This window comes from Parabacteroides sp. AF14-59 (assembly GCF_003479515.1).
Taxonomy (GTDB): Bacteria; Bacteroidota; Bacteroidia; order Bacteroidales; family Tannerellaceae; genus Parabacteroides; species Parabacteroides faecis.
In genome coordinates this window covers 195538-211070 of the sequence record NZ_QUHH01000005.1, presented here as the reverse complement: position 1 = coordinate 211070, position 15533 = coordinate 195538, and the positions used below count along the sequence as shown (strand labels likewise).

Sequence of the window (15533 nt, the reverse complement as noted above, 5' to 3'; positions counted from 1 at the left end):
TAGACTAAAATAAACGATCGTTTTTTCTAGTCATATTAATATTCAAAGACTCTTACAATCAATAATTTAGAATAGAACAAGTTACATAAATGATGATTTTCTGATACAGTCATTCATAATTCAGAATCTACTTATCTATTATTACATTCTTACAATATGTATTTAGAGGATAAAAAAGTATCTTTGTGGAAATAGTAATACATAACTCAATATTATGGAAACGATTATTTGATCAACGACAAATAATAATTTTCAGACCAGCACTGCTACAAAGTACGTTAAGAGATGAATAAACAGTTTCTCTATATTTCAGCTATAACGGCAATACTAATTGCTGTTATATTGACGATTGTTCAGGTCGTTCCAAACAAACCATTACTGCTATTGGATAGATTTGTGCCATCCGCAGGATGGATACAGGTCGGCATTGCTGTCATTTACGGGGCACTGCTCAGTTATAAAATGCAGGACCGGAAAGAACGTCCCAAATGGCGACTCCGGGCCTGGTTACTTTTTTCCATTGTTTTTTTCGGTCAGTTACTCTTAGGCATAACTGTCGATTCCGTCTTCCTGATGACCGGAAAGCTGCATTTACCCGTCCCGGCAATTATACTGGCCGGTCCGCTTTTCCGGTTGGAAGGTTTGTTTATGCCTATACTTTTCCTGAGTACATTGCTGCTTTCGGGACCAGCCTGGTGCAGCCAGCTTTGTTATTTCGGGGCATTTGATGCGTGGAACGCAAAAGGGAAGACAGAAAAGAATGTTTTCCATTATCATAAGCAATTGCGCTACAGTGTATTTTTTATAGTAATAGCAGGGGCTATTGCATTACGGTTATTCGGGGCAACTGGATGGCTGGCTACGATTGCCGGACTGATTGTCGGGATCATCGGATTGGGAATCATGCTGACACTTTCACGGAAGAAGAAAAAAATGATCCATTGCAGCAGCTATTGTCCGATAGGAACATTGGTTTCTTTTATGAAGAAGCTCTCTCCTTTCCGGGTCAGGCTCAATATGAACTGTACACATTGCATGGCTTGCCTGAAAGCCTGTAAATATGATGCATTACATAAAGAAAATATCGAAAAGGGAAAGATAGGCTACACCTGTACTTATTGCGGCGATTGTCTTTCAGCCTGTAAGCACGGTGGGTTGGAATATCGTTTTTTAAGATTGCGTCCGGCTACAGCCGAACGCCTCTGGATTGTCATTACAGTTGTTTTACATACCTGTTTCCTGATGATTGCCCGAATCTGACAGGTAAACCCTATTTCCCGCCACATAAGTGGCCAGAATATTGCGGTCATCTCCCAAAGTCTGGATACCGAACAGTTTGTTTTCCAGGTCCCACTTGCCATTACGTTCCAGATATTCTTTTCGTATTTGCTGAGAAGGTGTAACCGCATAGTCTACAACAATAAAATCGGCCTCTCTTCCTTGCTCAAAACTACCGATCTTATCATCCAGTTTCAATGCTTTAGCCGTACCGCGCGTACATTTATATAATGATTCGAAAACGGGCATGGAATAACCATTCAGTTGTTGTACTTTATAGGCTTCCCCCATAGTGCGGAATAGGGAGAAAGAAGTACCGCCACCTACATCTGTAGCCAATGTTGTCCGGATATTGATCCGGTTAGCCTGTTGCATATCAAACAAACCGCTTCCCAGAAACAAGTTTGAGGTCGGACAATGAGCTATTATCGCTCCGGCTTCAGCCATCCGCCGGCATTCCGAATCGGAAAGATGGATGCAATGACCGAACACAGTACGTTCGGTTACCAGTCCGGCACGTTCATACACCTCTAAATAATCAGTACATTCCGGAGATAAAGAAAGTGTCGAATCTATCTCATTCTTATTTTCAGAAAGATGGGTCTGGACATAAGTATCCGGATATTCTTCATGTAAACGGGCGGCACTGATCAATTGACCATGAGTAGAAGTAATAGAAAAACGGGGAGTGATCACGTACAAATTACGTCCTCTCTTATGCCAGGCCTCGATTAGTTTCCGGCTATCCGATTCTCCGCTTTCTTCCGTATCCATCAATTCCTGAGGTGCATTGCGGTTCATCAATACTTTACCGGTTAGCATTTGCATATTATAACCGGAAGCCACGGAAAAAAGTGCATCGACAGACTCTTTATGTACAGTAGCATAAGCCATACAAGTAGTCGTACCATTGCGGAAAAGTTCATTTACAAAAAAACGAGCGACTCGTTCTGCATATTCAGGATTGCTGAAAGCCTCTTCCGTAGGATAAGTATATTCGTTCAGCCAGTCGAGCAACTGCCTGCCATACATGCCAATCATTTCCGACTGCGGATAATGGACATGCGAATCAATCAGCCCCGGCATCAATAGTTTACCGGAATAATCCGTAATAGAGGTTTCCGGATAACGGTCTTTTATATCTTGATATGTACCAGTCTCTATGATCTTTCCCTGAGAAACTACCAGAAGTCCATCGGGAAAATAACAATAAAAATCATCTGTATCCAAAGGAGAAGCCTTAAAGTAAAAGACTTCTCCCCTATATAAATATACCGGATCGTTCATTCTCTTTCCTTATTTATTGGTTCAACAGACCAAAGGTAAGAAAATTCACCTATAATTGACCAACAGTGCTGCAGCAACCTCCTGGGCAATTTCTTCGTCACGAAGCTCCCGGAGAATAGTCAAACCAAAATCAAACACAAATCCCGGACCTTTGCAGGTAATGATATTTCCATCTTGCTCCACTCCGTTCTCTGTAGGGATTGCTCCGATCATTGTCGGTTCAAAATAAGGGAAACAGGTTGCTTTACGTCCTTTCAATAACCCAAGTCCCCCGAGAACCATAGGACCGGCACATATTGCTGCCAGTATTTTATCCTCTTTATACTTCTCCATTACCAATTCTTTCAATCGGGTACAAGTATTCAGATGGTTACTTCCCGGTATTCCCCCCGGAAGGATCAAGGCATCCGCCGTACTGTAATCGGCATCTTCAAACACATAATCGGCAATTACCGGAATATTATGTGCTCCCATAACTCGCATATTTCCATCGATAGAGACAGTAGTAGTCCTGACACCACCTCTGCGTAATATATCGGCTGTGCCTAGTGCCTCAATTTCTTCAAATCCTGTTGCCAGGAATATAAATGCTTCTTTCATAACGCTTATTTTTTATTTTTATTCAGATAATATTTGATCTTATACTTCAATAATGGAATATCGACCGGTTTTACAAGATAGTCATTGAAATGACATTCTTTCGCTTTCTCTTTTTCCTTATCATAGGCAAAAGCAGAAAGAGCCATTACGGGGACATCCGAAGATAGTTCCCTGATCTCACGAGTCGCTGCAAACCCATCCATGACAGGCATTTTTATATCCATTAAAATCAAATCCGGTTCATACTTTTTAAACATTTGTACAGCTTGTCGTCCATTCGTAGCATAGATCAAACGATATTGTTGCTTTAAAACGGCTTGTAACAAAAGGTAATTTTCCAATACATCTTCTGCAACCAACAGTGTATATTGCCCGGGTAATGCTTCCGGAATATTATCGGATATATTATCATCTTCTTCATTCGGAAATACCAACGGAACACTCAACGGCAGGGTAAACCAAAAACAAGAACCTTTCCCTTGTTCTGATTCCACTCCTATTTCTCCTCCTAACTTTTCTATGATCATTTTACAAATAGATAATCCCAAGCCTGTTCCTTGCCTGAATTCATCCAGTTTCACAAAACGGTCAAAAATAGCATTTTGCTTTTCTCTGGCGATACCTATTCCGGTATCTGTCACAGAAACACGTACAAAGCCGTCTTCCAATTTATAAGACAATGAGATAAAACCCTGATTCGTACATTTTATCGCATTCGACAGAAGATTCAGAAGCACCTGTTCGACACGCTGTGCATCAGTCTGCAACCGAACCGAAGGTAACATATCTCCATTATACAGCAGAGCGACATCTGAAGTCATCTTCAGCGACTGGGATACATATACCTCATGGCAAATATCTTTCAGGTCGACATACGAAATATTATAATTCAATGTTCCTGATTCTATTTTCGCAAAATCCAGAATATCATTGATCAACTGGAGTAACAGACTGCTGTTGTTATCAATAATAGTAAGATATTCCTGCTGTTCACTGTCATTATCGGTTTCTGTGATCAATCTGGAGAAGCCAACGATCGCATTCAACGGGGTACGTATCTCATGGCTCATATTAGCAATGAAAGCATTTTTCATTTTGTCGGCTTCACGTGCTTTAATCAGGTCGAGTTCATTCTGGCGTTGTTCGGTAACGTCCCATAACATCACTAACAGCAACGGAGAAGCCCCCGGGTCCGGATTGGTTATCAACAAACGAATTGTATTTACAATCCGGATGTCGCCATTCGGTTTCTCATATTCTACCATTATCTTATGAGTTCTTCCATTTTTTATCGTGGAATAATCCTCCGTCCTGATTTCATGGGCTCTCCGCGGGTCCGGATAAAGTTCAAAATCCGTTTTACCTAACACGTCAGAAGCATTTACCCCGGTAAAATCCTCTGCTGCCTGGTTAAAATAGATGTATTTGAATCCATCGAAAATATCTTTTACACTAATCGCAACAAAAACATTCGACAGAATTGTATTCATTAATATATTCAGGAAATTAATCTTACGCTGATTGGCAAGATTTTCACTCATTTCTTCCATATCCGCATTATTCATTGCAGATTGAGATAGATTTGTTTCGAGTTCCTTTATTCGTTGAATCAATTCTTCCCTTGAAAAATTTTCATATACATCCATTTCTTAGATTTTAAGGCTTGTGTATAAATTTGATTTGATTGTATCGAATAGCAAATGTAAATATATTTTTCAATGATCCTTGAAAAACATCTATTTAATTACTCTATCCTTATAATTTTAATATAAAATGCTGCTCTAATCCAAAATAAAAGATACATTTGCAGTCTAATTTCATGAATTAAACACAATATAATACGAAAAAGCTATGATGTATTGGCAGAAAGATATTGAGACGATGAGTCGTGACGAACTGAATAAACTACAGTTAGAGCGACTGAAACAAACAATAGAATTAGCCGGACACTCCCCTTTCTACAGTAAAGTACTCAAAGACAACGGTATAACGGCAGACAGTATCCAGTCATTGGATGACCTGCAAAAAATTCCTTTCACAACGAAAGATGACTTGCGTAATAATTACCCGTTTGGAATGGCAGCCATTCCCCTCAAGGATTGTGTAAGAGTGCATTCCTCGAGCGGTACAACCGGTAATCCTACCGTTGTTTTACATTCGGCAAAAGACCTGGACCAATGGGCCAATCAGGTAGCACGCTGCATGTACATGGTCGGTTTACGCGATACGGATGTTTTTCAGAACACTTCCGGATACGGTATGTTCACCGGTGGTCTGGGATTTCAATACGGTGCTGAAAGACTTGGGGCATTGACCGTTCCCGCTGCTGCCGGTAATTCGAAACGACAGATCAAATTCATTACCGACTTCGGAACAACCTGCCTGCATATTATACCGAGCTATGCAACCCGTTTAGCTGAAGTTATGTATGAGATCGGGCTTGATCCGCGAAAAGACACCAAACTACATACCGTTTGCATCGGTGCCGAACCTCACTCTGAAGAACAGCGCAAACGCATCGAACAATTGTTAGGCGTAAAGGCATATAACTGTTTCGGTATGTCAGAAATGAATGGTCCCGGAGTTGCATTTGAATGTACGGAACAAAATGGTCTGCACATTTGGGAAGATTATACGATTGTCGAAATAGTCGATCCCCAGACATTGCAACCTGTACCCGAAGGAGAAGTCGGCGAACTGGTATTGACAACGATCAATCGTGAAGCCATGCCATTGCTGCGCTATCGTACCCGTGACCTGACCTGCATTATACCCGGTGAATGTGCCTGCGGAAGAACTCATAAACGTCTGGCTCGTTTCAAAGGACGCAGCGACGATATGATCATCCTGAAAGGTGTCAACCTCTTCCCGATCCAGATCGAAAAGATATTGATGCAGTTCAAAGAATTAGGTAGTAATTACTTGATCACCCTTGAGACTGTAAATAATAGCGACGAAATGTTGATCGAAGTGGAATTAAGCGACCTGTTCACAGACGATTACAGCGTACTTCAACGTCTTGCAAAAGATATCACAAGACAGTTGAAAGATGAGTTGCTATTGACCCCCCGTCTGAAGCTGGTAGCCAAAGGCTCATTACCGACACAGGAAGGTAAGGCCGTAAGGGTAAAAGACTTACGTAAGTTCTGTTAAAACGATTGTTCAACAAATAAAAAGATACAGCTATGACAGTAAATCAAATTTCTATTTTCCTGGAGAATAAATACGGAAAACTTAGTGAAATCCTGGCTTTGCTCGCTGAAGAAAAGATACGGATCATTGCTGCTACAGTTGCGGATACGTCTGAATATGGTATTCTACGCATTATTGTAAGCGATCCGCAAAAAGCATATAAGATACTGAAAAATAATAATGTAAGTGCAAATCTTACAGATGTACTGGCAATTGTCACAAACTCCTGTGCCGGAAGTTTTGCTGAGACACTGACACACTTTACAAAAGCCGGTTTAAGTATCGAATATATGTATTGCTTCTCTATAAACGACAAATCCATCCTGATTCTGCGAACAAATAACCGGGAAGCAGCCCGTGAAGTGATCCGCCGTCAGAATCTGGAATATATTTGCGAAAGTGACTTGATGAAACTATAATATTATTTATCGTGGAGAGGCCTATACAGCCTCTCTACCCTAAAACAAATAACAAATGTTCGGAATAGAAGACCCCGGTATCTGGTTAGCCTACCTGTTAGCCTTCGTGTGTTTAATTTTTTCTTTATGGTTCGGAATTGCCTATTGGAATAAAGGAGATAAAGAAAGTGATAACCCTAAACAATCTGATAAATGAGTACCCTTACCCTTGGAATTATTGTTATCGTTTACATGTTCGTTATTGCCTGGTTAGGCTATATAGGATATAAACAGACAAAAAATGCCAGTGATTACTTATTAGGGGGAAGAAAAGTCAACCCCATCGTCATGGCTCTCTCTTATGGGGCTACATTTATTTCCGCTTCCGCCATTGTTGGTTTTGGCGGTGTTGCTGCTACTTTCGGTATGGGTATTCAATGGTTATGCCTGTTGAATATGTTTATGGGAGTAGTCGTAGCCTTCATATTCTTTGGCAGAAAAACACGAAAGCTGGGAGAAGAACATAATGCACGTACATTTCCGCAATTATTAGGGATGCATTATAATTCACGTAGTATTCAGATATTTATTGCTACGGTCATATTTATCGGAATGCCATTATATGCAGCTGTCGTAATGAAAGGTGGAGCTGTCTTTATTGAGCAGATGTTTCATATCGACCTGCATCTGGCACTATTAATATTCACACTGATCGTTGCGGCTTATGTAATTACCGGAGGTATCAAAGGTGTTTTGTATACAGATGCTTTACAAGCAGTTATCATGTTCGGTTGCATGTTATTCCTTTTATTTTGGTTTTACCATGTAATGGATATTGGATTCATCGAAGCAAATCATAAACTGACAGAGATTGCACCTCTCGTTCCCGACCGATTCAAGGAACTGGGACATCAGGGATGGACGGCTATGCCCGTTACCGGTTCTCCCCAATGGTATACCTTGGTCACTTCACTTATTTTAGGGGTTGGGATCGGTTGTTTGGCACAGCCTCAATTGGTTGTACGTTTTATGATGGTGGAAAGCACCAAACAACTGAATCGCGGGGTGCTTATCGGCTGTGTATTCTTGATCGTGACTGTAGGAGCAATCTACCATGTCGGAGCATTATCCAATTTATTTTTTATGAAGACTGAGGGCGTCGTTGCTTCCGAAGCTATAAAGGATATGGATAAAATTATTCCATTATTTATAGACCGTGCAATGCCGGAATGGTTCGGGGCAGTTTTCATGTTGTGCATCTTGTCAGCCAGTATGTCTACATTAAGTGCACAATTCCATACCATGGGAGCTGCGTTCGGAGCAGATGCATTTCCGAACCTGGGACGTCGTAAAAATACAAATTCAACATTAGGAGTCCGTATCGGTGTATTATGTTCCATATTGTTGAGTTATATCATTTGTTATACATTGAGTGCAGGTATAATCGCCAGAGGTACGGCCTTATTTATGGGAGTTTGTGCAGTCACATTCCTTCCTGCCTATTTCTGTGCTTTGTATTGGAAAAAAGCGACTAAACAAGGAGCTATAGCAAGTCTATGGACTGGAGCATTGGCAAGTATGTTTGCTATGTTGTTCCTCCATAAAGCTGAAGCAGGTGCTGTTGGTTTGTGCAAAACATTGACAGGAAAAGATGTACTGATCGATGTGTACCCTTGGTTTGCAATAGACCCTATTCTGTTTGCGCTTCCGTTATCGGTTATGGCTATTGTTATAGTCAGTTTGATGACACAGGAGAAAGCTAATAACATATAATATGGAATAGATTAGTATTTATTACATGTTAGAAAACACATATTAGCATTTTAACTATTGCTACTTATGGAAAGATCCGTACATTTGTACCGTGGTTTTTTCATAATAGTATTAGATTTAAGGTTAACAAAGTTGGTTAGGGCTTGTCGTGAGACAGGCTTTAATTTTTTATAGACCGCCAGGATGGAATAGTTCAGATATTTATCTATCCAAAGAAGTTTATTCATATCTTTGTTTCTCTAAAACAAACTATATGAGAAAGTATTTGATTACCGGCTTCTCTCTGCTGGCATTGTTATTTCAAGCATGTGACAAAAATGAAGAATCCATTACAGAAGAATATGAAACAGTCGGATTGACTACAGAGATCAATATATCCGATGTCGATAACGCGCCTTATAAAGAGGCTATTTCGGAGGTGGCTTTCGTAGCGAGATTCCATGGTTTCGGCGGAATCGGTTCCCCTATCGATCCTCAGGGTAATGACACGCGTATCATGCTGAAAGTACCGTTCGATGAAAACGGAACAAAACTGATCCTGCCAGAAAATCCTCCCCAAGAACTTATGAGCAACATCGCATCCGACATTCCGTCAGGATTCGTGATAAGTGACACTAATGCAAAGACTATTTCGTTCGTTGAGATCGCCACTGACATGCCCGATTCGACGCGTGTTTTCGGATTTCTGTATATGAGTTATGAGGCAGCAAATATCGAGTACCAGCTGCAATATATATATTGTGACCGCGCAGTAACAATAACAGGGTCAGGCAAAGACTGGTGGGATCATGCCATGACATATGACCTTAACCTAAAGAAAGGATGGAATATGGTGGTTGAAAAGACCATATATGAAAAGGATCTACAGATCAGAAGCACAACTCATTTAATGCCGGTCGATATGAAATGGAAACGCAGCAGATGGATAGGCGGCAAATGAAAAAGATGATCAAATACTTTTGTCTGTTCCTGCTGATATTATGCAGTTGTAATAGAGGAAAAAAGGAGAATAATGTATTCCATGTAGCTGTTCTTCGAGGTCCCTCTGTTATAGCATTTGCAAAGATGATTGAAGATTCTCCGGAGATAGATAGTAAACGGTTATCAGTCGATATAGTGGATTCTCCGGAACAAATGCAGGCTTTATTGATAAAGGGTGAAGCGGATCTGGCTGCACTTCCCATGATAAATGCAGCAAACCTGTATAATAAAGGTTTGAAGTATTCCCTGCTTGGATGTCCGGTTTGGGGTAACTTGTATATTGTCGAAAAGAAAGGATATAATGCTCCATCCCAGGGAACAAACACTTTGCATATTTTTGGTGCAGGTACTACTCCTGATATATTAACCCGTTATTATCTCGAACAAAAAGGACTCACTTATTCTTTGAACTATTCTTTTTCCACTCCCCAGGAAATAAGCCAGGGATTACTTAGCGGACAAATCCGAACAGCTGTAATGGCCGAACCATTTTTAAGTTTGATTCTCCGCAAAGACAGTACATTATATATAAAATCAAGCCTGAACAATCCGGATAGAACTTCTCCCGGATTCGCTCAAACCGCCATTGTATATGCTCCTTCTTTGCAAGGGAAAAGTACAATACTTGACAGTTTACTAGATGAATCCTGCCAGTTTGCTGTCAACCAACCGGAGCAGGCAATAAAGATTCTTGAAAACCGGAATATATTTGTGCCTGGATCACTGACCCCGGAAAGCATAGAGAGATGCCAGATTAAATATCTATCGACAAAAGAAGCTAAAAGAAGTATTCTCGATTTTCTTCGTCTGATAGAAAAATATGAACCGAAAGCCATAGGCGGAAAAGTTCCGAATGATGGTTTCATGCCTGAAAAACAATGAAAAAAGGACTTATCTCATTTATATCCATATGTTTGTTATTGCTACTCTGGCAACTGACTGCTTCCTACATGAATCAGCCGGAATTGATACCGTCCGTTCCTGATCTTATAAAAGCCTTATTTCAGTTGTTTGCCACCGATACTTTTTATAAAAGTATCTTTGCGACGGTTTTACGTGGAATATCCGGTATATTGCTGTCGTTAGCTGCTGCAATACTAGCTGCATTTTTGTTTGCCCGCTACGAATTACTTTATGAATTATTCCGGCCGCTACTGACGATCATGAGGTCTGTTCCTGTTATTTCATTCATATTATTAGCTTTGATCTTTCTTGATCCGGAAGGAATCCCATTGATGATCGCTTTTTTGACTATGTTTCCTCTGTTGGCGGAAAACCTGACAAAAGGTATTATCAATCTGAAGCCCGGACTTTCCTTAATGGCAAGTCAATTCAGGATTAGTCGCAAAAACAAACTGATACATATTTATTATCCCCAACTCAAACCATTCCTATTCAGCGGACTTGTCTCTGCTATCGGATTCGGTTGGCGTGCAATCATTATGGGTGAAGTCCTTTCTCAATGTGCCTTCGGTATCGGCGGCGAAATGAAACGTGCCCAGCTATTTATATCGGTTCCGGAATTGATTGCCTGGACTATTATAGCCATTCTGATAAGCTTCCTTTTCGATAGGGGGATCAACCGGTTATCACATATTAAATGGAATATACGATTTAGTAATACAACGTCAGAGAAAAATTATACCTCCGTCATTTATCCGATAAAAATGACAGACGTTACTTTTCAATATACCGATATAAAAGTATTATCCCATTTCTCATATACTTTTGAACCCGGTATCATTTATGGAATAAAAGCTCCTTCCGGCAGTGGCAAGACTACTTTACTGAATCTACTGGACGGTTCATTGAAACCGACCAAGGGAGAAATATCATCCAATAAAGAGCAAATATTCTCCGTTGTTTTCCAGGAACCTGAACTTTTATCCCATTTGACAGTGATGCAAAATATATGTCTACCGTTAGCTTCTGCCTACAACCATTCCTATTCAGAAGAGAAAGCCCGGAAAACATTAGAAATCGTTGAAATGGAAGCATTTCGCGACCGTTATCCAAATGAACTCAGTTACGGACAACAACAACGTGTCGCTCTTGCCCGCGCCCTGGCATATCCTTCTGCAATCATGCTTCTCGATGAGCCATTTAAAGGATTGGATAAAGCCCTAACTATTCGTATTATCGATCGGATGATCGCACGACAAACAGATCAAAAGCAGACCATTATTTTCACCTCCCATGATCAGGAAGAAATAGACCGCCTTGCTTCCGTAATTATCCGGTTACAAACTGTCAATTGATCTTTGCAGGGTCGCAGGGTATTGTAAACCAGAATGTAGCTCCGGCATCTTCCTCCGAATCTACTCCGATCTCACCATTCAACATCGTTATAATAGTTTTGCAGATAGACAAACCGAGACCTGTCCCTTGCTTAAAACGATCCAGTTTAACAAACCGATCGAAAATAGTGTCTTGGTCTTCCTTTTTTATTCCTGTTCCCGTATCACTGACATAACCATAAATACCATTATCCGTCAGACGATAACCGAATCTGATAGTACCTGTCGATGTAAATTTTATGGCATTAGACAAAAAATTCGTCAGAACTTGTGTCAGTCTTGTCTTTTCAGAAATAATACTATAATTGGTTCCGTCATTTTCAAAAATAACCTCTACTCCAGGATTCACCCGGCGCAAAAAAGCCTGTTCCTGTGGCTTAAAGATCTCATTCAGGCTAAAGCCTGTATAAATGAACTCCAGTTTTCCCGATTCGATTTTGGAAATATCCAGAATATCATCGATCAACTGTAACAGAAATTCATTACTCGTTTCGATGATCTTAAGGTATTCCTGTTTGTCTTCTTCTGTTTCCGCCTGTGCCATCAAGGTCGAAAAACCTACGATTGCATTTAAAGGTGTCCGTATTTCATGGCTCATGTTGGCTATGAAAGCCGATTTCATCCGGTTGCTTTCTTCTGCCAATCGTTTAGCCTGTATATCTGCTTCATGGCGTTTATCTATCGTAATATCCCTCAAAATACCGATCGCTTTCAATGGTTTTCCGTCTTTTCCATATTCGTAAACTTCTCCGATCTTTTCCAGCCAAATATATTCTTCGGAAAAATACCGGCAACGAAAGCTTAGGCGCAAAGACTCTATTTTCCCCTGGGCAAATGCATTTACAACATCCCGGTACATTTGTTGATCGTCCGGATGTATCTTTTCCGTAAAACTTTCATGGGATATATAGGCATGAATCATTTCTCCGTTCTCCACATGAGACAACTCGGCCGTTTCATTCACCACATCCCATATCCAGGGATAAATACGACCGGCCATGCAAGACAAAGCCAATCTTTTATTATTTTCATGTAATTCTTCTTCTATTTGCCGCTGTTTGGTGATATCCCACGACATACCTAATAAATAAGGAGATTTGCCTTCGCGGGGAACAAGTAGTTTCATAGTATCCAAAGACCGCAATACACCTCTCGGATCGAGTATTTGTTCTACAAAACGTTGCATTTCACCTGTCTGAAGGACTTTCTCGTCCATATCCCTGAAAGACTGTGCAGCTACAGGATCCATAAACAGATCAAAGTCCGTTTTTCCAACAACATCATTGTGAAAACGGCCATATATCTGATTCATCATCGGGCTGGAATAAACATAACGGAAATCATCACCGGTATCCTTGACAAAGAAATACATTGGCACTGAATTCACTATATTCGATAATAACCCGGATAAATCCTTATATTTCTGCTCCAATGCATTTTCATCCAAATAAGAAAGTTCCATAGCCACTAATTTATTATTCCACAAAAGTGTTGAAAATAAACGAGAGTGACAAATAATAAAAGAAAGAACTTCCCGCAAAAAGTAAAATAGACAGCAAAAGATTATCTTTGTAGAATAGAAATTGAAATGAAAGAAATATGATGACATTATTCCATTCACTTATCTCCCGTTCCCTAAATATTTCGGCCGGGCAGGTTGAAAGAACGATAGGTTTACTTAACGAAGGGGCTACAATACCGTTTATCAGCCGTTACAGAAAGGAAGTTACCGGAGGGCTGGACGAAGTTCAGATCGGGAACATCAAAGATCAACTGGATAAATTAACAGAGATCCAAAAGAGAAAAAATTCCATATTAAGCTCTATAGAAGAACAGGGAAAGTTAACTCCCGAACTTAAAAAACGTATCGAAGAATCCTGGGATAGTACAGAAATAGAAGATCTTTACCTGCCTTACAAACCGAAGCGAGTGACTAAAGCAGAGATTGCACGCAAGAAAGGTTTAGAGCCTCTTGCCAAGATTATCATGATACAAAATGAGTCTAACCTATTGGATCGGGTTAAAAACTTTATCAAGGGAGAAGTTAAAAATGCGGCTGAAGCCTTACAGGGTGCACGTGATATTATCGCCGAATGGGTGAATGAGAATGAAGGGGCACGTAATGCCGTACGTAATTCTTTTGCCCATACAGGGATCATTTCTTCCAAAGTAATCAAAGGGAAAGAGGAAGAAGGAGCTAAATACCGGGATTATTTCGATTTCAGCGAACCGTTGAATCGATGTAGTTCCCACCGCTTGCTGGCTCTCCGCCGCGGAGAAGCCGAAGGTATTCTCAGAGTCAGCATCTCTCCGGACGTCGATACGACCCTCGACCGGTTAAAAAGACGGTTCGTAAAAGGGAACAACGAAGTCTCAGACCAGGTTGCCAATGCTGTCGATGATTCTTTCAAACGTCTTTTGAAACCTTCCATTGAAACGGAATATGCTAATTTGAGTAAAACAAAAGCGGATGAAGAAGCTATCCGTGTTTTTGCAGAAAATCTACGCCAACTGTTATTAGCTCCACCATTAGGGCAAAAGCGAGTACTGGGAGTCGATCCGGGATATCGCACCGGATGTAAGTTAGTATGCCTGGATGCGCAAGGTAATTTATTACATAACGAAGCGATCTATCCCCACCCGCCACAGAATGAAAAAAGCAAAGCTGCAGCCAAGGTATCTCAATTGGTATCAACCTATGCAATCGATGCTATTGCTATCGGTAACGGGACAGCCAGCCGTGAAACAGAACAATTCATTACAAATATTCGCTATGAGCGAAAAGTACAGGTGTTTGTTGTCAGCGAAAACGGAGCATCCATCTATTCTGCATCGAAAGTTGCCCGGGACGAGTTCCCTGAATACGATGTAACGGTCCGGGGAGCAGTCAGCATCGGACGCCGGCTGATGGATCCGTTGGCCGAACTGGTAAAGATCGATCCTAAGAGTATCGGTGTCGGCCAGTATCAACACGATGTGGATCAGACAGCTCTAAAGAAAAGTCTGGATCAAACGGTAGAAAGTTGCGTGAATATGGTTGGTGTCAATGTAAATACAGCCAGTAAGCATTTGCTTACCTATATTTCCGGTCTGGGTCCGACACTGGCACAGAACATTGTCGATTACCGGGCAGAACACGGTCCTTTCCAATCCAGACGTGAATTACTGAAAGTTCCCCGTATGGGTGAAAAAGCATTCGAACAAAGTGCCGGATTTCTCCGTATACAGGGAGGAAAAACTCCACTCGACAATTCGGCCGTGCATCCGGAAAGCTATCCGATTGTAGAAAAAATGGCCAAGGATTTGAAATGTACAGTAGAGGAACTAATCACAAATAAAGAATTAAAGAAAAAGCTGGATCTGAAACTGTATATCACGGATAAAGTCGGTATGCCGACCCTGCTCGATATTATGGAGGAGTTGGATAAGCCAGGCCGTGACCCGCGTCAGGCCATTCAGGTATTTTCTTTCGATCCGACAGTGAAAACAATAGAGGACCTGAAAGAAGGACTTGTCTTACCGGGAATCGTAACCAATATTACGAACTTTGGATGTTTTGTCGATGTCGGTATAAAAGAAAACGGATTAGTTCATATCTCAGAACTGGCAGACCGGTTTATCAGTGATCCGACACAGGTCGTATCTATTCACCAACATGTTAAGGTAAAGGTTCTGAGCGTAGATTTAGTTCGCAAACGGGTTCAGTTATCTATGAAAGGATTATGAT

General features: G+C 40.9%; 13 protein-coding genes. 9 read left to right on the top strand and 4 right to left on the bottom strand.

Annotation, left to right across the window (positions count from 1 at the left end):
* Window positions 1-285: 285 nt before the first annotated feature.
* On the top strand, window positions 286-1260 hold the full coding sequence (locus tag DWW23_RS08045) for a 4Fe-4S binding protein (protein WP_122352764.1): 975 nt from the start codon (window positions 286-288) through the stop codon (window positions 1258-1260).
* On the opposite strand, the gene guaD is transcribed toward DWW23_RS08045, so the two are convergent.
* Genes guaD through DWW23_RS08030 form a run of 3 tightly spaced genes read right to left on the bottom strand, consistent with a single transcriptional unit; the run spans window position 1225 to window position 4811 of the window.
* Entirely contained in the window at window positions 1225-2565 is a 1341-nt protein-coding gene (guaD, locus tag DWW23_RS08040; RefSeq protein ID WP_122352763.1) for a guanine deaminase, read from the bottom strand. The genes DWW23_RS08045 and guaD overlap by 36 nt on opposite strands.
* A gap of 45 nt (window positions 2566-2610) precedes the next feature.
* Window positions 2611-3165, bottom strand: coding sequence for a DJ-1 family glyoxalase III (locus DWW23_RS08035; RefSeq protein ID WP_122352762.1), 555 nt, complete (start codon window positions 3163-3165; stop codon window positions 2611-2613).
* A gap of 5 nt (window positions 3166-3170) precedes the next feature.
* Window positions 3171-4811, bottom strand: a complete 1641-nt coding sequence (locus DWW23_RS08030) for an ATP-binding protein (RefSeq protein WP_122352761.1) — start codon at window positions 4809-4811, stop codon at window positions 3171-3173.
* A 205-nt stretch (window positions 4812-5016) separates the two neighbouring features.
* On the opposite strand from DWW23_RS08030, the gene DWW23_RS08025 reads away from it, so the two are divergent.
* From DWW23_RS08025 to DWW23_RS08000, 7 genes are all read left to right on the top strand, one after another.
* Window positions 5017-6318, top strand: a complete 1302-nt coding sequence (locus DWW23_RS08025; protein WP_122352760.1) for a phenylacetate--CoA ligase family protein — start codon at window positions 5017-5019, stop codon at window positions 6316-6318.
* 32 nt (window positions 6319-6350) lie between these two features.
* On the top strand, window positions 6351-6776 hold the full coding sequence (locus DWW23_RS08020; RefSeq protein WP_122352759.1) for an acetolactate synthase: 426 nt from the start codon (window positions 6351-6353) through the stop codon (window positions 6774-6776).
* A gap of 55 nt (window positions 6777-6831) precedes the next feature.
* A complete protein-coding gene (locus tag DWW23_RS27045; protein ID WP_370449246.1) occupies window positions 6832-6972 on the top strand; it encodes a symporter small accessory protein in 141 nt (46 codons plus the stop codon).
* The gene (locus DWW23_RS08015) at window positions 6969-8528 is read left to right on the top strand and encodes a sodium:solute symporter (protein ID WP_122352758.1); all 1560 of its coding nucleotides are present in this window, start codon (window positions 6969-6971) and stop codon (window positions 8526-8528) included. The genes DWW23_RS27045 and DWW23_RS08015 overlap by 4 nt, the downstream gene beginning before the upstream one ends.
* A 253-nt stretch (window positions 8529-8781) precedes the next feature.
* Entirely contained in the window at window positions 8782-9468 is a 687-nt protein-coding gene (locus tag DWW23_RS08010) for a hypothetical protein (RefSeq protein WP_122352757.1), read from the top strand.
* A 5-nt stretch (window positions 9469-9473) separates the two neighbouring features.
* On the top strand, window positions 9474-10391 hold the full coding sequence (locus DWW23_RS08005) for an ABC transporter substrate-binding protein (protein WP_122352863.1): 918 nt from the start codon (window positions 9474-9476) through the stop codon (window positions 10389-10391).
* A complete protein-coding gene (locus tag DWW23_RS08000; protein WP_122352756.1) occupies window positions 10388-11767 on the top strand; it encodes an ATP-binding cassette domain-containing protein in 1380 nt (459 codons plus the stop codon). The genes DWW23_RS08005 and DWW23_RS08000 overlap by 4 nt, the downstream gene beginning before the upstream one ends.
* Here DWW23_RS08000 and DWW23_RS07995 read toward each other — a convergent pair.
* Window positions 11760-13268, bottom strand: a complete 1509-nt coding sequence (locus tag DWW23_RS07995; RefSeq protein WP_122352755.1) for a PAS domain-containing sensor histidine kinase — start codon at window positions 13266-13268, stop codon at window positions 11760-11762. The two genes, DWW23_RS08000 and DWW23_RS07995, sit on opposite strands and share 8 nt — an antisense overlap.
* A 137-nt stretch (window positions 13269-13405) precedes the next feature.
* On the opposite strand from DWW23_RS07995, the gene DWW23_RS07990 reads away from it, so the two are divergent.
* On the top strand, window positions 13406-15532 hold the full coding sequence (locus DWW23_RS07990; RefSeq protein WP_122352754.1) for a Tex family protein: 2127 nt from the start codon (window positions 13406-13408) through the stop codon (window positions 15530-15532).
* Window position 15533 lies beyond the last annotated feature (1 nt).